This is a genomic window from Sphingomonas olei, from assembly GCF_045369765.1.
GTDB classification, from domain to species: Bacteria; Pseudomonadota; Alphaproteobacteria; order Sphingomonadales; family Sphingomonadaceae; genus Sphingomonas; species Sphingomonas panaciterrae.
Genome location: NZ_JBIQEU010000004.1, coordinates 196,368 through 217,930, shown reverse-complemented (window position 1 = coordinate 217,930; position 21,563 = coordinate 196,368). Strand labels below are relative to the sequence as shown.

At 66.3% G+C, this 21,563-nt stretch carries 22 protein-coding genes; 12 read left to right on the top strand and 10 right to left on the bottom strand.

Features of this window, described 5'->3' with window-relative positions; translation table 11 throughout:
- Both ACH0BU_RS07350 and clpA read left to right on the top strand, forming a co-directional pair.
- Positions 1–198 (top strand): DUF1192 domain-containing protein, encoded by a 198-nt coding sequence (locus ACH0BU_RS07350; RefSeq protein WP_046408360.1) that lies wholly within the window; start codon positions 1–3, stop codon positions 196–198.
- A 131-nt stretch (positions 199–329) separates the two neighbouring features.
- On the top strand, positions 330–2,648 hold the full coding sequence (gene clpA / locus ACH0BU_RS07345) for an ATP-dependent Clp protease ATP-binding subunit ClpA (protein ID WP_314470792.1): 2,319 nt from the start codon (positions 330–332) through the stop codon (positions 2,646–2,648).
- 91 nt (positions 2,649–2,739) lie between these two features.
- Here the strand turns inward: clpA and ACH0BU_RS07340 are convergent, their stop codons facing one another.
- A complete protein-coding gene (locus ACH0BU_RS07340) occupies positions 2,740–2,973 on the bottom strand; it encodes a hypothetical protein (protein WP_241212575.1) in 234 nt (77 codons plus the stop codon).
- 110 nt (positions 2,974–3,083) lie between these two features.
- On the opposite strand from ACH0BU_RS07340, the gene ACH0BU_RS07335 reads away from it, so the two are divergent.
- From ACH0BU_RS07335 to ACH0BU_RS07325, 3 genes are all read left to right on the top strand, one after another.
- On the top strand, positions 3,084–4,328 hold the full coding sequence (locus tag ACH0BU_RS07335; protein ID WP_500263886.1) for a hypothetical protein: 1,245 nt from the start codon (positions 3,084–3,086) through the stop codon (positions 4,326–4,328).
- Positions 4,243–5,136 carry an alpha/beta hydrolase family protein gene (locus ACH0BU_RS07330; RefSeq protein ID WP_296222291.1) on the top strand — a complete coding sequence of 298 codons (894 nt, stop codon included), beginning with the start codon at positions 4,243–4,245 and terminating at the stop codon, positions 5,134–5,136. Before ACH0BU_RS07335 ends, ACH0BU_RS07330 begins: the two co-directional genes overlap by 86 nt.
- 122 nt (positions 5,137–5,258) lie before the next feature.
- Positions 5,259–7,082: an ABCB family ABC transporter ATP-binding protein/permease gene (locus tag ACH0BU_RS07325; protein WP_296222290.1), complete on the top strand. Its 1,824-nt coding sequence runs from the start codon at positions 5,259–5,261 to the stop codon at positions 7,080–7,082.
- A gap of 32 nt (positions 7,083–7,114) precedes the next feature.
- Here the strand turns inward: ACH0BU_RS07325 and ACH0BU_RS07320 are convergent, their stop codons facing one another.
- Complete coding sequence (locus tag ACH0BU_RS07320) at positions 7,115–7,387, bottom strand: GNAT family N-acetyltransferase (RefSeq protein WP_046408459.1); 273 nt, start codon at positions 7,385–7,387, stop codon at positions 7,115–7,117.
- 100 nt (positions 7,388–7,487) lie between these two features.
- Here ACH0BU_RS07320 and recQ point away from each other — a divergent pair, with 100 nt between their 5' ends.
- The 3 genes from recQ to ACH0BU_RS07305 all read left to right on the top strand — a co-directional run bounded on the left by recQ (position 7,488) and on the right by ACH0BU_RS07305 (position 10,151).
- Positions 7,488–9,251, top strand: coding sequence for a DNA helicase RecQ (gene recQ, locus ACH0BU_RS07315; protein ID WP_314470798.1), 1,764 nt, complete (start codon positions 7,488–7,490; stop codon positions 9,249–9,251).
- 73 nt (positions 9,252–9,324) lie between these two features.
- Entirely contained in the window at positions 9,325–9,759 is a 435-nt protein-coding gene (locus ACH0BU_RS07310) for a protein tyrosine phosphatase family protein (RefSeq protein ID WP_046408368.1), read from the top strand.
- Between the two features lie 8 nt (positions 9,760–9,767).
- Positions 9,768–10,151 carry a hypothetical protein gene (locus ACH0BU_RS07305; RefSeq protein ID WP_296220793.1) on the top strand — a complete coding sequence of 128 codons (384 nt, stop codon included), beginning with the start codon at positions 9,768–9,770 and terminating at the stop codon, positions 10,149–10,151.
- A gap of 25 nt (positions 10,152–10,176) precedes the next feature.
- Here the strand turns inward: ACH0BU_RS07305 and ACH0BU_RS07300 are convergent, their stop codons facing one another.
- Positions 10,177–11,397, bottom strand: a complete 1,221-nt coding sequence (locus ACH0BU_RS07300) for a membrane dipeptidase (protein ID WP_314470804.1) — start codon at positions 11,395–11,397, stop codon at positions 10,177–10,179.
- Between the two features lie 359 nt (positions 11,398–11,756).
- On the opposite strand from ACH0BU_RS07300, the gene ACH0BU_RS07295 reads away from it, so the two are divergent.
- Positions 11,757–11,963, top strand: coding sequence for a hypothetical protein (locus ACH0BU_RS07295; protein ID WP_125945220.1), 207 nt, complete (start codon positions 11,757–11,759; stop codon positions 11,961–11,963).
- Between the two features lie 42 nt (positions 11,964–12,005).
- Here ACH0BU_RS07295 and ACH0BU_RS07290 read toward each other — a convergent pair whose 3' ends face one another.
- Genes ACH0BU_RS07290 through ACH0BU_RS07275 form a run of 4 tightly spaced genes read right to left on the bottom strand, consistent with a single transcriptional unit; the run spans position 12,006 to position 16,159 of the window.
- A complete protein-coding gene (locus ACH0BU_RS07290; RefSeq protein ID WP_241212574.1) occupies positions 12,006–13,106 on the bottom strand; it encodes an FAD-dependent oxidoreductase in 1,101 nt (366 codons plus the stop codon).
- Positions 13,103–13,504, bottom strand: a complete 402-nt coding sequence (locus ACH0BU_RS07285) for an acyl-CoA thioesterase (protein WP_296220788.1) — start codon at positions 13,502–13,504, stop codon at positions 13,103–13,105. Before ACH0BU_RS07285 ends, ACH0BU_RS07290 begins: the two co-directional genes overlap by 4 nt.
- Entirely contained in the window at positions 13,501–14,061 is a 561-nt protein-coding gene (locus ACH0BU_RS07280; RefSeq protein WP_296220786.1) for a DedA family protein, read from the bottom strand. The genes ACH0BU_RS07285 and ACH0BU_RS07280 overlap by 4 nt, the downstream gene beginning before the upstream one ends.
- A 28-nt stretch (positions 14,062–14,089) precedes the next feature.
- Positions 14,090–16,159, bottom strand: coding sequence for a S9 family peptidase (locus ACH0BU_RS07275; RefSeq protein ID WP_500263885.1), 2,070 nt, complete (start codon positions 16,157–16,159; stop codon positions 14,090–14,092).
- 264 nt (positions 16,160–16,423) lie between these two features.
- On the opposite strand from ACH0BU_RS07275, the gene ACH0BU_RS07270 reads away from it, so the two are divergent.
- Positions 16,424–17,362 carry a DUF808 domain-containing protein gene (locus tag ACH0BU_RS07270; RefSeq protein WP_145120497.1) on the top strand — a complete coding sequence of 313 codons (939 nt, stop codon included), beginning with the start codon at positions 16,424–16,426 and terminating at the stop codon, positions 17,360–17,362.
- Between the two features lie 28 nt (positions 17,363–17,390).
- Here ACH0BU_RS07270 and ACH0BU_RS07265 read toward each other — a convergent pair whose 3' ends face one another.
- A complete protein-coding gene (locus ACH0BU_RS07265) occupies positions 17,391–18,308 on the bottom strand; it encodes an ABC transporter ATP-binding protein (protein WP_125945215.1) in 918 nt (305 codons plus the stop codon).
- 82 nt (positions 18,309–18,390) lie between these two features.
- Between ACH0BU_RS07265 and ACH0BU_RS07260 the strand changes: the two genes are divergently transcribed.
- Both ACH0BU_RS07260 and tldD read left to right on the top strand, forming a co-directional pair.
- The gene (locus ACH0BU_RS07260) at positions 18,391–18,621 is read left to right on the top strand and encodes a zinc-finger domain-containing protein (protein WP_046408381.1); all 231 of its coding nucleotides are present in this window, start codon (positions 18,391–18,393) and stop codon (positions 18,619–18,621) included.
- A gap of 554 nt (positions 18,622–19,175) precedes the next feature.
- Positions 19,176–20,600 (top strand): metalloprotease TldD, encoded by a 1,425-nt coding sequence (gene tldD, locus ACH0BU_RS07255; RefSeq protein ID WP_500263884.1) that lies wholly within the window; start codon positions 19,176–19,178, stop codon positions 20,598–20,600.
- Between the two features lie 55 nt (positions 20,601–20,655).
- Here the strand turns inward: tldD and ACH0BU_RS07250 are convergent, their stop codons facing one another.
- Positions 20,656–20,982: a pilus assembly protein PilZ gene (locus ACH0BU_RS07250; RefSeq protein ID WP_046408383.1), complete on the bottom strand. Its 327-nt coding sequence runs from the start codon at positions 20,980–20,982 to the stop codon at positions 20,656–20,658.
- 23 nt (positions 20,983–21,005) lie between these two features.
- A complete protein-coding gene (locus ACH0BU_RS07245; RefSeq protein ID WP_296220778.1) occupies positions 21,006–21,527 on the bottom strand; it encodes a sterol desaturase family protein in 522 nt (173 codons plus the stop codon).
- Positions 21,528–21,563: the final 36 nt, after the last annotated feature.

Below are 21,563 nucleotides of genomic sequence, written 5' to 3'. Positions count from 1 at the left end.
ATGGATCTGGATGATATCCTCGGGTCCCGGCCCGACGATCCGCTGACCGCCCTGGTGCGCGAGGATCTCGATCGCCTCTCGGTTGCCGAGCTGGAGGCGCGAATCACGGCGCTGGAGGGCGAAATCGCCCGCAGCCGGCGCAAGATCGAGCTGGCGTCGAACACGCGCGCCTCTGCGGACGCCTTGTTCAAGCGATGACCGGGCGGGCACCCGCCCGGCGCCACGCCACCTGCCGGTCCCTGGCTGCGCTTCTTGATGACGGCCGCCGCAATCACGACATGGTGAGAAAGGGCCAGGCGCCTGCCTGCTGCCCGGTTGGAGTATCCTGAATGCCATCCTTTGCCAGCGCTCTCGAGACCACGCTGCACAAGGCACTCGAGGCCGCGTCGTCCCGGCGCCATGAATATGCCACGCTCGAACACCTGCTGTTCGCGCTCGTCGATGACGAGCATGCCAGCCAGGTGATGGCCGCGTGCGGCGTCGACCTTGGCGAACTCAAGACTACCGTCGCGCATTATCTCGATACCGAGCTTGGCGCGCTGAAGGTCGACCAGCAGACCGATCCCTCTCCCACCAGCGGTTTCCAGCGCGTCGTCCAGCGCGCGATCCTGCACGTCCAGTCCTCCGGTCGCGATGAAGTAACCGGCGCGAACGTGCTGGTCGCCTTGTTCTCCGAACGCGAAAGCTATGCCGTTTATTTCCTGCAACAGCAGGACATGAGCCGCCTCGATGCCGTCAGCTACATCAGCCACGGCGTCGGCAAGGGCGTGTCCGCGCCGGAAGCCGCGACGCCCAAGGGAGCCGAGGACAAGGAAGAGAAGAAGCCAGCCGAGAAGGCCGGCAAGGGTGAAAGCGCGCTCAAGCAGTTCACCGTCGACCTCAATGAAAAGGCGCGTAACGGCAAGGTCGATCCGCTGATCGGTCGCGGCCCGGAGGTCGATCGCACGGTGCAGATCCTGTGCCGCCGGTCGAAGAACAACCCGCTCTATGTGGGCGATCCGGGCGTTGGCAAGACGGCCATTGCGGAAGGCCTCGCGCGCAAGATTGTCGAGGGCGACGTGCCCGACGTGCTGAAGCCCGCCGTCATCTATTCGCTCGACATGGGCGCGCTGCTCGCCGGCACGCGCTATCGCGGCGATTTCGAGGAACGGCTGAAGCAGGTCGTCAATGAGCTCGAGAAGATGCCGCATGCGGTGCTCTTCATCGACGAGATCCACACCGTGATCGGTGCCGGCGCGACCAGCGGCGGCGCGATGGATGCGTCGAACCTGCTGAAGCCGGCGCTGTCGGGCGGCACGATCCGCTGCATCGGCTCCACGACGTACAAGGAGTTCCGCAACCACTTCGAAAAGGATCGCGCGCTGCTGCGCCGGTTCCAGAAGATCGACGTGAACGAGCCGACGATCGAGGATACGATCAAGATCCTCGCCGGCCTGCGCTCGGCGTTCGAGAGCCATCATGACGTCAAATACACGCCCGACGCGATCAAGTCGGCCGTGGAACTGTCGGCGCGTTACATCAACGACCGCAAGCTGCCCGACAAGGCGATCGACGTGATCGACGAAGTCGGGGCGATGCAGATGCTGGTGGCGCCGTCGAAGCGCAAGAAGACGATCACGCCCAAGGAGATCGAGCAGGTCATCGCGACCATGGCCCGCATCCCGCCGAAGAGCGTGTCGACCGACGACAAGAAGGTGCTTGAAACGCTCGAGACGGACCTGAAGCGCGTCGTGTTCGGCCAGAACAAGGCGATCGAGAACCTCGCCTCGGCGATCAAGCTGTCACGCGCTGGCCTGCGCGATCCGGAAAAGCCGATCGGCAATTATCTCTTCACCGGCCCCACCGGCGTCGGCAAGACCGAGGTTGCCAAGCAGCTTGCGACGATCATGGGCATCCCGCTGCAGCGGTTCGACATGTCCGAATATATGGAGCGCCATTCGGTCAGCCGGCTGATCGGTGCCCCTCCGGGCTATGTCGGGTTCGACCAGGGCGGCCTGCTGACCGACGCGGTCGATCAGAACCCACATTGCGTGCTGCTGCTCGACGAGATCGAGAAGGCGCATCCGGACCTGTTCAACATCCTGCTTCAGGTGATGGACAACGGCCGCCTGACCGACCAGCACGGCAAGACGGTCGATTTCCGCAACGTCATCCTGATCATGACGACCAATGCGGGCGCGTCCGACATGGCACGCGAGACGCTGGGCTTCGGCAATCTTTCCCGCGAGGGTGAGGACGAGCAGGCCGTGCAGCGGCTGTTCACGCCGGAATTCCGCAACCGCCTCGATGCCATCGTGCCGTTCAGCTACCTGCCGACCGAAGTGGTCGCGCGCGTGGTGGACAAGTTCATCCTTCAGCTGGAACTCCAGCTGGCGGACCGTGACGTCCACATCAAGCTCGACGACGAGGCGCGCCAGTGGCTCACCACCAAGGGCTATGACAAGCTCTATGGCGCGCGCCCGATGGGCCGCCTGATCCAGGAGAAGATCAAGCAGCCGCTGGCCGAGGAGCTGCTGTTCGGCAAGCTCGTCCATGGCGGCGAGGTCGTGGTGAAGCTGAAGGACAATGCGCTGACGTTCGAGATCGTCGGCGCGGCGCCCAAGAAGCCGAAGCGCAAGGGCGGCAAGGCCAAGGTCGCCGTCGAATAAACCAGAAGGGCGCCGGTCGATCGACCGGCGCCCTTTCTGATTCCATCTATTTCGCAGAACTGACCGGGCGCTAGGCGCCCTAACGGCGCAATCAGCCCTTCGGCTGCCCCTTGTCCTTGGCAACCCACCGGGGTCCGCTCGCGCGGCACGCCGCGCTGATCACCGGGAACATCAGGTCCGTATTACGCGCCAGCGCCGCTGGCGCCGCGGCCTGGCATTGCTGCACGGTGGAATAGCGAACCGGGTCGATCCGCGCCTCTGCGCAGCCGGACTGATCGTCCCCGCAGCCCATGATCGCCAGTACGAAATAGATCGGTTGCATCATCGCCTCCACTCCCTGCTGAAACCCGCAAGGCCTTCAAACTGTTCCGTTTGCGCTTGCCGGTGTCCTATGCGCATGACACAGTCGGCCAATAGCTCAGGGGGAGAATCAACATGCGTATCGCGACAAAATTGCTGTTGGGGGCAACAGGCATCGCACTGGCGGCGGCGGCTGTCGCCGCGGGACCATCAGCCACCCGGACGCAGGTGGCGGCGCCGCTGATCGAGCGCACCAAATTGTTCGGCAATCCGGAGAAGACCGGCGGTCAGCTGTCGCCCGACGGCCGGTGGATCAGCTTCATCGCCCCGCGCGATGGCGTGCTCAACGTCTGGGTCGCCCCGGCTGACAATCCCGCCGCGGCCAAGCCGCTGACCGCGGAGAAGACCCGCCCGATCCGCCAGACCTTCTGGGCACCGGATTCGAGCCAGGTGCTGTTCGTCAACGACAAGGGCGGTGACGAGAATTTCCGGCTCTATGGCGTTCCCGTCGTGGGAGGCGAGGCGCGCGATTACACGCCGTTCGAGAAGGTTCGCGTGATCCCGTACGGCCAAAGCAGGACGATCAAGGACCGCGTCCTCATCGGCCTCAACAATCGCGATCCCCGCTGGCATGATGTCCACAGCCTCGACCTCAAGACCGGCAAGCTGACGCTGGTGATGCAGAACGATGGCTATGCCGGCTTCATGGCCGACGATCAGCTAAACATCCGCATCGGCTCTCGCCCGCGCGCCGATGGCGGCGACGACTGGTTCAGGATCGTGGACGGCAAGGCAGAAGCCACCCCGATCGTCTCTTATGGCCTTGACGATAGCGCGACGACCGGTGCGATCGGCTTCACCACCGATGGCAAGACGATCTACTGGGCGGACTCGCGTGATCGTAACACCGGTGCGCTCATGGCACAGGATGCCAGTGGCAAGATGACGCTGATCGCCGAGGACCCGCGCGTCGATCTCGCCGACGCCCTGTTCAATCCTAAAACCGGCGTGATCGAGGCTTATCGCGCGGATTATCTCAAGAACGAATATGTGCCCGTCGGCGAGGCGGTGAAGGCAGATCTCGCCTTCCTCAAGGCGCAGAACAAGGGTGAGTTCACGATCACCAGCCGCACTGATGCCGACGACAAATGGCTCGTCGCCTTCGATCCGGTGTCCGCCCCCGCCTCCACCTGGGTCTATGATCGCAAGGCAAAGACCCTGAAGCAGCTCTATGTCTCACGCCCGGCGCTGGTCGGCGCTGGTCGGCGCTCCGCTCGTGCCGATGATCCCCACGGTGATCAAGTCGCGCGACGGGCTCGATCTCGTCTCGTACCTGACGCTGCCCAAGGGCGTCGACGCGAACGGCGATGGCAAGGCTGACAAGCCCGTCCCGATGGTGCTGTTCGTCCATGGCGGGCCGTGGGGCCGCGATGGCTATGGCTATAACAGCTATCACCAGTGGCTCGCGAACCGCGGCTATGCGGTGCTCTCGGTCAATTTCCGCGCCTCCACCGGCTTCGGCAAGAAGTTCCTTGCCGCCGGGAACATGGAATGGGGCAAGAAGATGCACGACGACCTGCTCGACGCGGTCGACTGGGCTGTCGCGCAGGGCGTGACGACCAAGGACAAGGTCGCGATCATGGGCGGCTCCTACGGCGGCTATGCGACGCTCGCCGGCCTCGCCTTCACGCCCGATACCTTCGCGTGCGGCGTCGACATCGTCGGCCCGTCGAACCTCAACACCCTGCTCGCCTCGATCCCGGCCTATTGGGAGGCGGGTAAGCAGCAGATGTATCGCCGCATGGGCGATCCGACGACGCCGGAGGGTCAGGCAATCCTCAAGGAACGCTCGCCGCTCTTCGCCGCGGACAAGATCAAGAAGCCGCTGCTGATCGGCCAGGGCGCCAACGATCCGCGCGTCAACGTGCGCGAAAGCGATCAGATCGTCGATGCAATGAAGGCGAAGAACATCCCCGTCACCTATGTCGTCTTCCCGGACGAGGGCCATGGCTTTGCCCGGCCGGTGAACAACATCGCGTTCAACGCGGTGACGGAAAATTTCCTCGCCCCCTGCCTCGGCGGCCGTGCCGAGCCGATCGGCGACGCGCTGCAGGGCTCCACCGCGGAAATCCGCCATGGTGCCAATCATGTGAAGGGTCTTGGCTCCACCCGATCCGCCGCAAGGTAACGCGCCCGGGTCACCGTAGCGTCAGCGCCGTCACCCCGCATCGTCGCGGGGTGACGGCTCCTGCGCATCAACCGCGCGCCACCCCATTGCACGCGCCGCTCCGTGCCCCGACATAAGCAACAATGCCACCCCTCGACCCGACCGGGAACAGCGCCGAGCGTCCGCTCGGCCCGACGCTGCGCCGCTTCCTCCCCTATCTCTGGCCATCCGACGCGCCGGGCATGAAGCTGCGCGTCGCCGGCGCGATGCTGCTCGTCCTCATGTCGAAACTGGTCCAGGTCTATGGCGCGCCCTTCGCGCTTCAGGGCGCGGTGGACGGCATGGCCACGCTGCCCCGCTCGCCGGCGATGCTCGTGGTGCTGCTCGTCGTGGGGTACGCCGCGGCGCGGTTCGGCACCACGCTGTTCGACAATCTGCGCAACACGGTGTTCGAACGTGTCGGGCAGGAGGCGACACGCCGCCTCGCCAGCCAGGTGTTCCGCCACCTCCATGATCTGTCGCTTCGCTTCCATCTCGAACGGCGCACCGGCGCGGTCACCAAGGTCGTCGAACGCGGCACCAAGAGCATCGATACGATGCTCTACTTCCTCCTGTTCAACATCGCGCCCACCATCCTTGAACTGACGCTGGTGCTCGGCATCTTCTGGGTGAAGTTCGGCTGGCCGCTCGTTGCCGGCACCCTGGTGATGGTGGTCGTCTACATCTGTTTCACCCGAAAGGTGACCGACTGGCGCGCCAGCCTGCGCCAGCGGATGAACGATCTCGACACCGGCGCGGTCGCCCACGCGGTCGATTCGCTGCTGAACTTCGAAACGGTGAAATATTTCGGCGCCGAGGATCGGGAGGCCCGCCGCTACGATGCCGCGATGCAGGCCTATGCCACCGCCGCGGTGAAGTCCGAAAACAGCCTCGCCTGGCTCAATATCGGCCAGGCCGCGATCACCAATCTGATGCTCGGCGCTGGCATGGCCTTTGTCGTATGGGGCTGGTCTGACGGCCGCTTCTCCGCCGGCGACGTGGTGCTCGTCTCGACGCTGCTGTCGCAGCTGTTCCGCCCGCTCGACCTCCTCGGCATGGTCTATCGAACGATCCGCCAGGGCGTGATCGACATGGGCGCGATGTTCGATCTGGTCGACACCCCGTCGGAGGTGGTCGATCCCCCTGGCGCCCGCCCGCTCCGCGTCGGCCCGGGGCATCTGCGCTTCGAGGATGTCCGCTTCGGCTATGAGCCCGGGCGCGATATCCTGAAGGGCATCACGCTCGACATTCCGGCCGGCAGCACCGTTGCGGTCGTCGGCCCGTCCGGCGCCGGCAAGTCGACGCTCGCGCGGCTGCTGTATCGCTTCTACGATCTGACCGGCGGCCGCATCACCATCGACGGGCAGGATATCGCCACGGTCACCCAGGCCAGCCTGCGCAGCGCGATCGGCATCGTGCCGCAGGATACGGTGCTGTTCAACGACACGATCGGCTACAACATCGCCTACGGCCGTGAAGGCGCCGACGACGCCGATATCCGCGCCGCCGCGCGCGGGGCGGCGATCGCCGGCTTCATCGAGGCGCAGCCCGGCGGCTATGACACGCGCGTCGGCGAGCGTGGGCTGAAGCTTTCGGGTGGCGAAAAGCAGCGCGTGGCGATCGCCCGCACCCTGCTCAAGAACCCGCCGGTCCTGATCCTCGACGAGGCGACCTCGGCACTCGACAGCCGGACGGAAGCGGACATCATGGCGACGCTGGAGGCGATCGAGCGTGGTCGCACCACCATCGTCATCGCCCACCGCCTTTCGACTGTCGTCCACGCTGACAAGATCGTCGTGCTTGAGGCCGGCCGTGTGACCGAACAGGGCACGCATGACGAATTGCTCCGCGCGGGCGGCACCTATGCCGAACTATGGGCGCGTCAGGCGAGCGAGCGGCAGGCGGCGGAGGTCGAAACCGCCGACTGATCTACTATTGATCTGTTGTCGGGCGCGCCCGATCAGGCGACCAGATCGCGATATTCGGGATGCCGGCGGATGAATGCCGCCACGAACGTGCATTGCGGCACCACCTTCAGCCCCTGGTCGCGCGCGCTGTCCAGCGCGGCGCGGATCAGCTTGGATGCAACGCCCCGCCCCTCGATCTCTGCCGGGACGTGCGTATGGGTAAAGACGATCCGCTCGCCCTCGCGCTGATAGGCGGCCAGCGCGCGATGGCCGCCGACGTCCAGTTCGAATTCCTGTTCGGCACGATTGTCGCGGACCTTGTTCATGCCCCGCATGTAATGCGTCGCGCCGCGGGGTAAACTGCTGCGGATCAAGCGGCGCCATCGCGGTTGCCGCCCCCGCCCGGCACGCGTAGAGCCACGGCGAATGGCCGCCGACCCCGTTTCCGTCCTCCAGAAGCTGTTTGGTTTCCCTGATTTCCGCGGTGTTCAGCGCCACGTGGTCGATCGCGTGCTGGCGGGGCAATCGACGCTTGCCGTGATGCCCACCGGCGCCGGCAAGTCGCTGACCTATCAGCTGCCCGCCACCATGCTCGACGGCACCTGCATCGTCGTCTCCCCGCTCATCGCGCTGATGCACGATCAGCTGCGCGCGGCCGAGGCGGTGGGCATCCGCGCCGCCACCCTCACCAGCGTCGATGAGAACAAGGCGGAGACGCGCGGCCGTTTCCTCGATGGCGATCTCGACCTCCTCTACATCGCGCCCGAACGCGCCTCGACGGCCGATTTCCGCGACCTGCTCGAACGCGGCCGGGTCGCCTTGTTCGCGATCGACGAGGCGCATTGCGTCAGCGAATGGGGCCATGACTTCCGCCCCGATTATCGCCTGCTACGCCCGCTGCTCGATCGCTTCCCCGATGTGCCGCGTCTCGCGCTCACTGCGACGGCGGACGAACATACCCGCGCCGACATCCTCGATCAGCTCGGCATTCCGACAGAGGGGATGATCGTCGCCGGTTTCGACCGGCCCAACATCCGCTATTCGATCTCGCCGCGCGACAATACGACGCGCCAGATCGCCGACGTCATCCGCGACACGCCGGGCCCCGGCATCGTCTATGCCCAGACCCGCGCCGGTACCGAGAAGCTCGCCGCCACGCTGCGTGAGGCGACCGGCCGCCCGGTGCGCGCCTATCACGCCGGGCTTGATCCCGAGATTCGCCGCCGCAATCAGGCCGCCTTCGTCGCGAGCGAGGACATGGTGATCGTCGCCACCGTCGCCTTCGGCATGGGGATCGACAAGCCCGACGTCCGCTTCGTCGCGCATGCCGGCCTGCCCAAGTCGATCGAGGCTTATTATCAGGAAACCGGCCGCGCCGGTCGCGATGGCGATCCGGCGGTCGCCCACCTGTTCTGGGGTGCGGAGGATTTCGCCCGCGCCCGACAGCGCATTGCGGAGGTCGAGCCGCAGCGTCAGTCGGGGGAACGCCAGCGGCTCAACGCGCTCGGCGCCCTCGCCGAGACCGCCGGCTGCCGCCGCCGCATCCTGCTCGCCCATTTCGGCGAGCACCCGCCCGCTGCCTGTGGCAATTGCGACAATTGCCTGTCGCCCCCCAACGCGATGGACGCCACGGAAACCGCGCGCAAATATCTCTCCGCCGTCTTCCGCACCGGCCAAAGCTATGGCGCGACCTATGTCGAGGAAGTGCTGACCGGCAAGTCGTCCGAACGCAGCCTGATGAACGGACATGAAGCGCTGTCGGTGTGGAACATCGTCGACGGTGAGGAGACTGCGCTGCTCAAGCCGGTCGGCCGCGCGCTGCTGCTGCGCGACGCGTTGCGCACCAATCCGCACGGCGGGCTGGAATTCGGCCCCGCCGCCCGCGGGCTGATCAAGGGCGAGGATACGCTCAAACTCGTCATCCCGCCCAAGCGCGCCCGCCGTCGCCGCGGCGATCAGGCCGCCAACCCGGTCAACGACCCGCTGTTCGAGGCGCTGCGCACCTGCCGCCGCGAACTGGCGCAGGAGGCCGGTGTGCCGCCCTATGTGATCTTCCACGATTCGGTCCTGCGCGAGATGGCGGCGACCCGCCCCGCCAGCCTCTCGGCGCTCGGCCGCCTGACCGGCGTGGGACAGCGAAAGCTCGATGCCTATGGAGAACCGTTCCTGCGCGTGATCCGCGAGCATTGAGCCGCTGAAAAAGCCGTGGATAACGCGCCGGCGCTGGTTCTCCCGTGCGCGAAGCTGCGCTATCGCTGCCGACATGCTCGATATCCGCCGCATCGACGACCGCATCTCGGTCGCCCCGCAGATCGCTCCTGAGGACATTCCGGCGATCAAGGCCGCCGGCTTTGCGGCGATCGTCAACAATCGTCCCGATGGCGAGGAGGACGGGCAGCCGACCGGCGACGCGATCCGTGCTGCGGCCGAGGATCAGGGCCTCGCCTATACCGCCATCCCCGTCACCCATGCCGGCTTCTCGATGCCGCAGGTCACCGCGATGATCGACGCGCTCGGCGCCGCCAATGGCCCGGTGCTCGCTTACTGCCGGTCGGGCACCCGGTCGTGCAACCTGTGGGCGCTGGCGCAGGCTGGCCTCGGCGGCGATCCAGACGAACTGACGCAGCAGGCGCGCGGCGCTGGCTATGATCTCTCCGCCCTTCGTCCGCTGATGGACGCGGTCGCGCCACCCAGATGATCTGGGTCATGGCGGGCGCAGCGGGGGCTGCGCTGGCCGGGCTGGGGGCGCTGATCATGTGGCTGCTGCACCGTGGGGGCGGGCAGCGGCTGACCACACCCGACCAGGCGTTGTCCGCATCGGCAGAGCTCCTCGCCGGCTTCGCGCCGGTGTCCGCCGTGCTTGGCGATGACGGGCAGGCCGCGTTGATCGTCGGCGATGGCCGGCGCGTCGCGGTGCTCAAGGTGCGCGGAAAAGGCGCTGCCGCGCGGGAGGTCGAATGGCGCGACGTTCAAGCCACGCGTGAGGGGTTGCGCGTCGCGACGCGCGACTGGCGGCTCGGCACGATCCTGATCCTGGGCGTCGACAATCTCGACGTCCGCCGCCTCGCGCCGCAGCTGCGGGGCCTCTAGGCGGCGGCTCCTTCTCCCTCCCGACTCAGTCGGTCGCGGTCGCGTCGACCGGCTTCATCGCCTTCTGGCTGGCGGCGACCGCCTCCACCCGCTCCATCACGCGCAGCACATTGCCCTGCGCCAGCGCGCCAAGCTCCGCGTCGGTCCAGCCGCGCCGCGCCAGTTCCGCGAACAACCGCGGATAGCCGTCCACCCCGGTCATGTCCGCCGGCGCCGTACCGCCGATCCCGTCATAATCGCCGCCGATGCCGACCGCGCCCTTGCCGGCGACGCGCGCGATATGCTCGACATGGTCGGCGACGTTGGCGGCGGTGACATGCGGCATCGGGTTCGCTGCGTCCCACGCGACCAGCGGCGCCGGCGCCTTGGGCCCGTACACATCGGTCGCCAGACCCTGCGCCTTGCCGAAGTCCGATCGCTTGCGATCCCACGCGCGCCATTCCTCCGAGACGAAGGCCGGGTACACATTGACCATCACGACCCCGCCCGCCTGGCCGATCCGCGCCAGCAGGTTGTCGGGAATGTTACGCGGCACGTCCGCCACAGCGCGCGCGCCCGAGTGCGAGGCGATCACCGGCGCCTTGGCGATGTCCAGCACCGCCGCCATCGTCGCGTCCGACACATGGCTGACGTCGACGATCATGCCGATGCGGTTCATCTCCGCCACGACCGACCGGCCGAAATCGGTCAGCCCGTTGGCGCGCGGCGCATCGGTCGATGAATCCGCCCAGCTCAGGCTCTTGCCATGCGTCAGCGTCATATAGCCGACGCCCAGCTCCTTCATCTGGCGCAGCACGGACAGGCGGCCGTCGATCTGGTGCCCGCCCTCGATCCCGATCATCGAGGCGATCCGCCCCGCCTTCTGCGCCGCCCGCGCCTCGGCCGCGGTGGTGACCAGTGCAAAGGCGTCCGGATTTGCCGCCGCCACCCGGCGTACGATGTCGATCTGCTCCAGCGTCATCTCGACGGCGCGCGGCCCCGTGGTGGCAGCCGGAATCCACACCGACCAGAATTGCCCGCCCACGCCGCCGCGCCGCAACCGCGGGATATCGGTCTGCAAGGGATAGGGCAGCGTGGAGGTATCGCGCATCAGATCGACCTGCTCGACCTTGCCGTCATGCCGATCGCGGATTTCCCAGGCGAGATCGTTGTGCCCGTCGATCACCGGATAGCGCTGCAGCAATCGCGTGATCCGCGCCGGAACCTCGGCCGTTGCGGCGCTGGTCGCGGCCGGTGTGGAGGGCATGGAAGCTGTTGCTGCCTGGGCGACAAACAGAAGGGCAATCAGCGACATGGCATCTCCGGACGTAGCGGGCCGTGCAGGAACCATCCGCCAGCCCGCATGTTGTGGGGTGAGGCCCGGAGAAAACCGGACCGCCTGATGGTCTGCGAAAGCGGCCATTGGTGCAAGTGATAAACCAGCCTCGTCGCATCCCCGCGGCGGGGTTTCCTTGTCTGCAATAACAAGACGGAGAGTAACAGAAGATTACGCTTCAGCAACAAGTGACACAGCTTTCATGCGCTTAACGGTTGATTATTAATGTGGTTGATTTCGCACTCCCGGCAGAAAGGCTATGTCGGAAGTCGGGAGATGGAGTGAGTTTCGTGGACGACGACAAGGAATATTACTACCGCCGCGCCGAGTCGGAGCTCGAAATGGCGCAGCGAACTGAAAACCCCGAAGCGGTGAAGGCTCATTACACTTTGGCCGGCTATTATCTCGACAAGGTGTACAATGATGATGCCGCCGCCATCGTGGCTTCCGGAGAGGCCGCCATCAACACCACCCCGCCGGCCGCTTCGCTAAGCTAGGACGGGTGGGTCACGCGCCGGGCACATCGGCTGCCCGGCTCTTCACGCGCGGCATCGAAATCCCATGAAGAACGCCGCGTGCCGCGCCAGGATAGTGTCGATATCCCCCGGCTGGGGCTCCGCCGCACTTTCCCCATGTTCGAACGTGCCGCCGCAGATGATCCCGTCCGGGCGCGGGAACATATATCCCATCCGGCCGCCGAAAGCGTAATTCACCTCGGGCTGCGGCAGCAGGACGGCCAGCTGCCCGCGCACGGGGATCATCTCCGCATCACCGAACAGCGCGGCCGCGCCCAGCCCCGTGCAATTGAAGATCAACCGCTCTGGCAACCGCGCCAGGTCCGCAGGCGTGGCAAAATCGCGAATGACGATGCGGCCGCCGGCAATCCGCACATCCTGTTCCAGCTTGCGCAGCAACCGACCCGTCTCGGCATACATCGTGTCGAACCGGATGACGTGGCCGCCAACGGGAAAGGGATGCTCCGCCGCATCGAGGTAGCGCAGACCGGGCATGTAGCGCTCCAGCGCGCGTGCCTGCCCCGGCGGGGTGCGCGTCTGCTGATAGGTGGGCACCCAGCGGATGCCGTAATCCTCGCCGACCATGATCTGGAACCGGCGCCAGCTATAGTCCAGCGCCCGGGCATATTGTGCGCGCCATTGGGACGTCACCGCATCGTCCGCGAAATGGCTCGCCGGTTCCCATTGCCCGCCCGCGATATTGGACGTTGTCTCGGGCGGTAGCGCCTTGGTGTAGAGCGTCACCGGATAGCCGGCTTCCTGGCACAGCCGCGCGGTGGTGAGGCCCATGATCCCGGCACCGATCACCGCCACGCCTCCGTGATGGCCGGGCAGCCCCAGATCCACCGCCAGCCGCGATGTGCCCCAGGACAGGGTGATGCCCGCGCCGCCGTGGCCGTAATTGTGCACCACGCGCTTGTCACCCAGCGTGTCTGCGCGGACCACGAACCCGCTCGAACGATAGGGCCTGAGGCCGGCAATGGTGCGGATCACGCGGTCCGGTGCCACCCGGACCGGCGCCAGGCAGGCCGTTGCTGGCGCCGCAATCGGGCGCGTCCGTGTCGTGGCACATCCCGGAAGGATCAGCGGGGCGGCGGCAAGGACCGCGCGGCGATCCAGCGTCACGCCGGCCCGTCGCTTCGGAATGGCGCGGCAACTTCGTCACGTACCCGCAGCAGCCGCCCGCTCGCCCGGTCGAGCAGCGCCCAGGTGGTCACGCCTTCCACCAGCGCCCGGCCGTCGGCGCTGGTGAAACGGAAATGCCGGTTGAACCGCGCGCCCCGCGGCGGCTCGGGCACCCATGTCTCGCCCGTCGCCTGCTGCCCCTCCGCCAGATTGCCGCGATAATCGATCTCGTGCCGGGTCACGACCCACACATGCGCCGCGCGCTGCTCCTCTGGCGCGACCGCCTCCCAATGCGCCACCGCCAGGTCCTGGATCCAGCGCACCCACACGGCATTGTTAACATGGCCCAGCTCGTCGATGTCGGCCGCATCGGCGACAAAGGTATTGGTAAAGGTCATCGCTTTCGCCACCATCGCAGGATCTGGAACAGCACGAATATACCGCCCAGCACCGCCACGCCCATCAGCAGCGTTTCTCGACTGGGCCGCAGTCGCCCGGCCAGTTCCGTCACCGCCTCGCCAAACCAATAGCCTAGCGCCGTGAACAGGCTCGCCCACACCGTCGCGGCGATCGCGTTGATCACCAGGAAGGTCGATGCCGGCACCTGACTGGTCCCGATCGCGATCGGGCTGACGGTTCGAAATCCGTAGAGGAAGCGGAAACCGAAGATGAAACTGGTCGGATAGCGTTCCAGCAGGCGCAGTGCCTTGGCAAAGGCGCGCTTCTGCGTCCAGCGCTGCACCGTCGGACTGTCGCGATAGCGCCGGCCCGCGGCGAAGAAGAACTGGTCCGACAGGAAGGAGCCCGCCGCCGCCCCGACAAAGGCTAACTGCCAGTGCAACAGGCCCTGGTGCGACAGCAGACCACCGGCGAGCACTGCCGTCTCACCTTCGAGCATCGCGCCCAGGAACACCGCGACGGCTCCCCAGTGCGCGATGATCGATTCAAACGTCACGTGCGAACGGCCCCGCGCACCGTGTGGCTCACTCTTCCACCCCCAGCTGCCACAGCACGAAGGCATGTTCCTCCGCCGCCTCGCGAAGGCTTTCGAACCGCCCTGATTTGCCGCCATGCCCCGCGCCCATGTTGGTCTTGAGCAGCAGGATGTTGTTATCGGTCTTGGTCGCGCGCAGCTTGGCGGCCCATTTCGCCGGCTCCCAGTAGGTCACGCGCGGATCGTTGAGCCCGCCGGAAATGAACAGCGGCGGATAATCCTGCGCCCGGACATTGTCATACGGGCTGTAGCTGCGGATCAGCTGGAACGCGGCCGGGTCGGTGATCGGATTGCCCCATTCGGGCCATTCGCCCGGCGTCAGTGGCAGGCTTTCGTCCATCATCGTGTTCAGCACGTCGACGAACGGCACGTCGGCGATCACCGCCCCCCAGAGCTCAGGATCGGAATTGACCACCGCACCCATCAGCTCGCCGCCGGCCGACCGCCCGACGATCGCGATCCGCCCCTCGCTGGTCCACTTCTGCTCGATCAGGCCGCGTGCGACATCGACGAAATCGGTAAAGGTGTTGGTCCGCTTCGCCAGCTTGCCGTCATGGTACCATTGCTGCCCCAGGTCGTCGCCGCCCCGGATATGCGCGATGGCATAGGCGAAGCCGCGATCGAGCAGGCTCAGCCGCCCGGTGGAGAAGCCCGGCGGGATCGCATGGCCGTAGGCACCATAAGCATAAAGGAACAACGGGCGGCTGCCGTCACGCGGGAAATCGGCCGGATAGACAATCGACACCGGCACCTCGGTGCCATCGCGCGCCGTGATGTGCAGCCGCTCGGTGCGATATTCGCCCGCCTCATAACCCGACGGGATCTCCTGCACCTTCAGCACGGTCAGCCCGCGTGTCGCGGTGTCGTAATCGTAGACGGTCCCCGGCGTGACCATCGATTCATAGCCTACGCGCAGCACCGTCTGGTCGTATTCGGGATTGTCCCCCAGCCCGGCGGCATAGCTCGCCTCGGGGAAATCGATCCGCTCCGCCACGGTCGGCGCGTCGTAGCGGTGGATCGCCACCTGATCGAGACCGTCCTCGCGCCCCTCCACCACGAAGAAGTCGCGATAGCATTCGACGCCCGTCATGTAGAAATGGCGGCTCGGTCCGATCAACTCGGTCCATTCGCCCGGGGCGCTGATCGGCGCCGTGACCAGGCGCCACATCGGGTCCACGTCATTGGTGTGGATGAACAGCGTGTCGCCATGCGTGTCGACGTCATATTCCCGCCCCGACTGGCGCGGCGCGACCATGATCGGCTCGGCCAGCGGATTGTCCGCCGGCAGCAGGCGAACCTCGCTCGTCACATGGTCGCCCGTCGCGATCACGATCCAGCGCCGGTCGCTCGTCTCCGCCACGGCGACGCGATAACCCTCGTCATCCTCGTGGTAGAGCTCGACATCCTCGGCCGGATCGTTGCCCAGCCGGTGAAGCCGCGCATTGTCCGTCCGCCACTCCTTGTTGGCGAGGCCGTAGAGGAACGCGCTGTCATCCGCGGTCCACACGATGTCGGACAGCATCCCCGGGATCGTATCGGGCAGCAGCGCGCCCGTGGCCAGATCCTTCACATGGATGGTGAAACGCTCGGACCCATTGTCGTCGATGGCATAGGCCAGCTTCATGCCGTCGTTCGACACGGCGAACGCACCCAGCCGGAAATACTCCTTCCCCGCCGCCAGTGCCGTTTCATCCAGCAGCAGCTCGTCGGCGCTGCCATCGTCGGGCGCACCGACCGGGCGGCGCCACCATTTGCGATACTCCCCGCCCGTCTCGAACGCGGTCCAGTACAGCCAGTCGCCATCCTTCTGCGGCACGGAGGATTCATCCTCCTTGATGCGCGCCTTCATCTCTTCATACAGCCGGTCGACCAGCGGCCGGTGCGGCGCCATCGCCTGCTCGAAATAGGCGTTCTCCGCCTCGAGATAGGCGAGCACGTCCTTGTCGCTGACGTCAGGATAATTGGCATCCTTCAGCCACGCCCAGGGATCTTCGATGGTGACCCCGTGGGCGGTGAAGGAGTGCGGACGAGTGGCGGCGATCGGTGAGGAAATCGTCATGTCGCTTCCTTAACCCGCATCGGGCCGAAGTCGATGCCAACGGGTTGCGATGCAATTTATGCAACCGGTTACATGCAACTTTGCACTTGCGGCGAACCATGCTGCAGTGCACAAGCATCAGGCCTTTCAGGCATCCTCTCCTAAAAACTTTTATGGCCGATCCCTCCGGGGGTCGGCCTTTTTTCTTTGTGCCGCGTTCATCCGCCCCTTGCCGCTGTGCGCGTTCGCCCATAGCGGCAGCTTGGGTTTGAAGGATCAGATCAGATGGCTGGTGGCCTGGTTGCGTTGCTTGATGACATTGCGGCGCTGGCGAAGCTCGCCGCCGCCAGCCTGGACGACGTCGCCGGCGCCTCGGCAAAGGCTGGGACCAAGGCCGTGGGCGTCGTCATCGACGACACCGCGGTCACCCCGCGCTACGTCACCGGGCTCAGCCCCGCGCGCGAACTGCCGATCATCTGGAAGATCGCGCTGGGCTCCATCCGCAACAAGCTGATCCTGCTCCTGCCCGCGGCACTCCTGCTGTCGGCCTTCGCGCCTTGGGCAATCACCCCGATCCTGATGGCGGGCGGCACCTTCCTGTGCTTCGAGGGCGCGGAAAAGGTGATCGAGGCGCTGACCGGCGCGCACCATGGCGACGAAGCCGTCGCGGTGACCGATCCCAAACAGCTGGAGGATCGTCAGGTGTCGGGCGCCATCCGCACCGACCTCATCCTCTCCGGTGAGATCATGGCCATCGCCCTGTCTGAACTGGCCGATCAGACGATCGTCAACCAGGCGATCGCGCTTGCGCTCGTCGGCCTCGCCATCACCGTCGGCGTCTATGGCGTCGTCGCGCTGATCGTGAAGATGGACGACATCGGCCTCGCATTGGCAGAGCGGGAGGGCAGCGGCACGCGCGCGATCGGCCGGGGGCTGGTCTCGGCGATGCCCGTTGTCCTGAAATGGCTCGGCATCATCGGCACGGCGGCGATGCTGTGGGTCGGCGGCCAGATCATCGTCCACGGCCTGCACGAATTTCACCTGACGCCGATCCCCGGCTGGATCGAGCACGCCGCCGAAGCCGCGCGCCACGCCGTTCCCGGTGCCGGGGGCGTCGCCTCCTGGATCGTCAACGCCGCCCTCTCGGCGGTGTTCGGCATCATCGTCGGCGCGATCGTCGCCGGCGTGCTTCACCTCCTGCCCAGGAAGGCCGCCAAGCACTGATAGCGCTGGCGGACCGCGACCCGATCGGTCAGGCCGCGCGGGTCAGGCTCAGGAACACGTCCTCCAGATCAGCTTCGCGCGTCGACACATCGACGATGCCGAATCCCGCACCCTGAACCGCCGCCAGCACCTCACCAGCGTTCACCCGGTCCTTGGAATAGGTGATCTCCAGCGTTCGCTCGCCCTTCAGCACGATCTTCTCGAAACAGGGCGCGCTGGGCACCGCCGTCACGTCGCGCTCCACCGTCACCTCGACCACCTTCTCCTGCGCACGGCTCAGCAACTGGCGGGTCGGCTCGTTGGCGACGACCTGGCCATGGTTGATGATCGCGATCCGATCGCACAATTCCTCGGCTTCCTCGAGGTAATGGGTCGTCAGCACCACCGTCACGCCACCGGCGTTCAATTCGCGCACATAGGCCCATAATTGCTGGCGCAGCTCGATATCGACGCCAGCGGTCGGCTCGTCGAGCACCAGCACCGGCGGCGAATGGACCATGGCCTTGGCCACCATCAGCCGCCGCTTCATGCCCCCCGACAGGGTGCGGGCATAAGCCTTGGCCTTGTCCTCCAGATGCACCGCGCGCAGCAATTCCATCGATCGCCGCTCCCGCTTCGGGATGCCGTACAGCCCGGCCTGGATCTCCAGCGTCTCGAGCGGCGTGAAGAACGGATCGAACAGGATCTCCTGGTTCACGATCCCGATCGACGCCTTGGCGTTGCGCGGCTGCGCATCGATGTCGAAGCCCCAGATCGATGCCGTGCCGCTGGTCTTGTTCACCAGCCCGGCCAGAATGTTGATCAGCGTCGATTTGCCCGCGCCATTTGGCCCCAGCAGGCCAAAGATCGTGCCCTGCGGCACGTCGAAACTGACCCCGTCGAGCGCGCGCTTCCCCCCCTGATAGGTCTTGCAAAGATCCCGTATGGCGATGGCAGCGTCGGTCATGGCGGCGATCGTTACGCCCGCCCGCACGCGAATGCTAGGCAGGTGATTGCTAGCGCGGCGCGGCCTTGCTAACGCGGGCGCCATGTTGCCGCCGCCCCAGATCAGCCGAGTTTCGCACCACCGCGTCGCCTGTGACGGCGCGCATGACGGGATCCCCGCCGCGCTGGGCCACCCGCGCGTGTGGCTGGAAATCTCGGAACTCGGCTATGTCGACTGCGGCTATTGCGATCGCCGCTTCGTGCTGATCGGCGGCCCGGCCGATGGCGTCGACCCGGCCACCCTTCCCGACCACGGCGACGGCGCCGGGCGCTAAGTCGCCTCCTGACGCGACAGCACGCAAACCTGCTCGATCGCGTCACCGCCCCCTCGGGCGCCTGAACATCCCACCACCGGTACGCAGCCGCGGCACTTGCGGCTGCGTCAGATCAGCGGAACGAACAGCCCATTGGCGCCGCACCACCGGGCGTGAGCGCCGACACGCGCCTCCCGGCCATCACGCCAGCGCCTTGACGCGAGTCCTACCGGGCTGACGCCACCCCTTCCTCGATCCGGCAAGTCAGCGCAGCCGCCGAACAGCGCCGTTGCGTCACCTTGGGCCACGCGCGCCTCCAGCCATACCTCGCCAACGCAACCCCAGCTCGTCACCCCGCTGAGGATTGCTAACGCACGCCAATGTTATCCACAGCCAGTCCACAGCTAATCCACACGCTGCCCACACCCTTCCCACGGCCTGTCCACAACCTGCTCACAACTTATCCACAGCTCGCCCACAGATTGTCCGCAGCTTGTTCCGGCCGCCCCCACAGCTTTGCCCACAACTTTATCCACAGCCTTTCCGCGACGCCCCCCGCGCCCTACATTCCCATCATGACCGCTATCGATCCCCGCTCGTTCCTGTACCGCGACTCGCTGGATCCGGAGGCCGCGCTGTCGCTCACCGCGGGCGCTCTCTCGCGCGCCGACGACGGGGAGCTGTTCCTGCAATATCGCAAGTCGGAGGCGTTCGGCTTCGACGACGGCCGGCTCAAGACCGCCAGCTACGACACGCATTCCGGCTTCGGCCTGCGCGCCGTCTCGGGTGAGATGACGGCCTTCGCCCACGCCAGCGAACTGTCCGAGGCAGCGATCAAGCGCGCGGCGGAAACGATGCAGCTGATCGATCCGTCGACCAGCGCGAAGGCGCCGCCGCCCACCGGCACCAACCAGCGGCTCTACACCGATGGCGATCCGCTCGATCTCGTCCCCTTCGCCGACAAGGTGAACCTGTGCCAGACGATCGACGCCGCCGCCCGTGCGCGCGATCCGCGAGTCGCGCAGGTATCGGTCGGCCTGTCAGGCACGTGGAGCGTGGTGGAAATCGTCCGTCCCGACGGCTTCGTCGCTACTGACGTTCGCCCGCTCGTCCGCCTCAACGTCTCGATCGTCGTGGAGCAGAACGGCCGCCGCGAAACCGTCACCTTCGGGATCGGCGGGCGCTATCTCTACGATTCGCTGCTCGATCCGGCGACCTGGAACCGGGCGATTGACGAGGCATTGGCGCAGGCGCTGGTGAACCTTGAATCGGTTGCGGCTCCGGCGGGCGAGTTCACCGTGCTGTTCGGCCCCGGCTGGCCCGGCATCCTCCTGCACGAGGCGATCGGCCACGGGCTTGAGGGCGATTTCAACCGCAAGGGCACCAGCGCCTTCTCGGGCCGCATCGGCGAACAGGTCGCGGCGCGCGGCGTCACCGTGGTCGACGATGGCTCGATCCGCGATCGCCGCGGCTCGCTGACGATCGACGACGAAGGCACGCCGACTCGCGAGACGATCCTGATCGAGGACGGCTTCCTGAAAGGTTACATGCAGGATCGCCTAAACGCGCGCCTGATGGGCGTGGAGGCGACCGGCAACGGCCGCCGCGAAAGCTTCGCGCACGCCCCCATGCCGCGCATGACCAACACCTTCATGAAGGGCGGCAACGACGATCCGGCCGAGCTGCTCTCCCGCGTGAAGAACGGCATCTATGCCAAGTCGTTCGGCGGCGGTCAGGTCGATATCGTCTCGGGGAAGTTCGTCTTCTCCTGCACCGAGGCGTATAAGGTGGAGAACGGCAAGATCGGCGCCCCGATCAAGGGCGCGACGCTGATCGGCGACGGCCCGACCGTGCTGACCAAGGTGCTTGGCGTCGGCAACGACTTCGCGCTCGACGAAGGGATCGGCATGTGCGGCAAGGGCGGGCAGAGCGTGCCGGCCGGCGTTGGTCAGCCAACGCTGCTGGTGGGCGGCCTGACCGTCGGCGGCACCGCCGCCTGACGCGTTCGCGCACGATAACCGCCATGGCGCCCGCGCGCGATGGCGGGGGTCGGGCCTAGCTGTTGCTCAGCGCCACGATGTGATCGAACACCGCCGGGTGCAGCGGCTTGGTGAAGGCGCAGCCGTAGCGATATTTGTCGCGCCACGCGACCACCGCCTCCAGCCCGGCCAGCCCGGGCAGCGTCAGCCACACGGTCGTGCCCGGCCACAGCGTGAAGCTGGTCTGCGCGCGAAAACCGGTGGTGGACAGGTCAACCACCTCGATCTCGAATCGGGTCGTGCCGCGGTCACGCAGATGCGCGCGCATCTTCACCGCCTTGCGCAGCGCGCCGCGGTTTTCATCGCCCTCACCCGGGCCGGGAAGTGGGATGGCGTGGTCCATGGCGCCCTTATCCCCTGCGAAGGTTACTTTTCGGCAAACGTCCGATCCGCACCGGCCGGGGCACGCACCCCTGCCCGCCCGCGCCGTTTCAGCTCGGCCTTCAGATCCTCCGGCTTGGGCGCCACGAGGAAACCGAAGCTGACCGTGCCTTGCTTGGTGTTCACCACATGGTGCAGCCGGTGCGCCTGCACGATCCGCTTCATGTAGCTGGACTTGGGTAGGTAGCGCGTGCGCACCCGCTCATGAACGATGATGTCGTGGAACCCGAAATAGATCGCGCCATAGGCAGCGATCCCCGCGCCGATCCAGGCATAGCCTTCCCACCAGCCGCCCTGCACGCCGCCATAGATCAGCACGATCGAGGGGATGGCGAAGATCGCACCGTACAGGTCGTTCAATTCGAACCGTCCGGTGCGCGGCCGATGGTGGCTTTCGTGCAGGAACCAGCCCGGCCCATGCATCACCCAGCGGTGCATGACATAAGCGAACACCTCCATCCCGGCGACGGTGAGGAAGAACAGGAGAAGGCCGGACCAGATCGACATGCGTTGCCCATATAGCCATCGCGCGCCCGCGTCGCT

Coding starts and splice junctions, on each gene's coding strand:
- ACH0BU_RS07350 (WP_046408360.1), top strand. CDS start 1: ATGGATCTGGATGATATCCTCGGGTCCCGGCCCGACGATCCGCTGACC.
- clpA (WP_314470792.1), top strand. CDS start 330: ATGCCATCCTTTGCCAGCGCTCTCGAGACCACGCTGCACAAGGCACTC.
- ACH0BU_RS07340 (WP_241212575.1), bottom strand. CDS start 2,973: ATGATGCAACCGATCTATTTCGTACTGGCGATCATGGGCTGCGGGGAC.
- ACH0BU_RS07335 (WP_500263886.1), top strand. CDS start 3,084: ATGCGTATCGCGACAAAATTGCTGTTGGGGGCAACAGGCATCGCACTG.
- ACH0BU_RS07325 (WP_296222290.1), top strand. CDS start 5,259: ATGCCACCCCTCGACCCGACCGGGAACAGCGCCGAGCGTCCGCTCGGC.
- ACH0BU_RS07320 (WP_046408459.1), bottom strand. CDS start 7,387: ATGAACAAGGTCCGCGACAATCGTGCCGAACAGGAATTCGAACTGGAC.
- recQ (WP_314470798.1), top strand. CDS start 7,488: ATGGCCGCCGACCCCGTTTCCGTCCTCCAGAAGCTGTTTGGTTTCCCT.
- ACH0BU_RS07310 (WP_046408368.1), top strand. CDS start 9,325: ATGCTCGATATCCGCCGCATCGACGACCGCATCTCGGTCGCCCCGCAG.
- ACH0BU_RS07305 (WP_296220793.1), top strand. CDS start 9,768: ATGGCGGGCGCAGCGGGGGCTGCGCTGGCCGGGCTGGGGGCGCTGATC.
- ACH0BU_RS07300 (WP_314470804.1), bottom strand. CDS start 11,397: ATGCCCTCCACACCGGCCGCGACCAGCGCCGCAACGGCCGAGGTTCCG.
- ACH0BU_RS07285 (WP_296220788.1), bottom strand. CDS start 13,504: ATGACCTTTACCAATACCTTTGTCGCCGATGCGGCCGACATCGACGAG.
- ACH0BU_RS07275 (WP_500263885.1), bottom strand. CDS start 16,159: ATGACGATTTCCTCACCGATCGCCGCCACTCGTCCGCACTCCTTCACC.
- ACH0BU_RS07270 (WP_145120497.1), top strand. CDS start 16,424: ATGGCTGGTGGCCTGGTTGCGTTGCTTGATGACATTGCGGCGCTGGCG.
- ACH0BU_RS07265 (WP_125945215.1), bottom strand. CDS start 18,308: ATGACCGACGCTGCCATCGCCATACGGGATCTTTGCAAGACCTATCAG.
- ACH0BU_RS07260 (WP_046408381.1), top strand. CDS start 18,391: ATGTTGCCGCCGCCCCAGATCAGCCGAGTTTCGCACCACCGCGTCGCC.
- tldD (WP_500263884.1), top strand. CDS start 19,176: ATGACCGCTATCGATCCCCGCTCGTTCCTGTACCGCGACTCGCTGGAT.
- ACH0BU_RS07250 (WP_046408383.1), bottom strand. CDS start 20,982: ATGGACCACGCCATCCCACTTCCCGGCCCGGGTGAGGGCGATGAAAAC.
- ACH0BU_RS07245 (WP_296220778.1), bottom strand. CDS start 21,527: ATGTCGATCTGGTCCGGCCTTCTCCTGTTCTTCCTCACCGTCGCCGGG.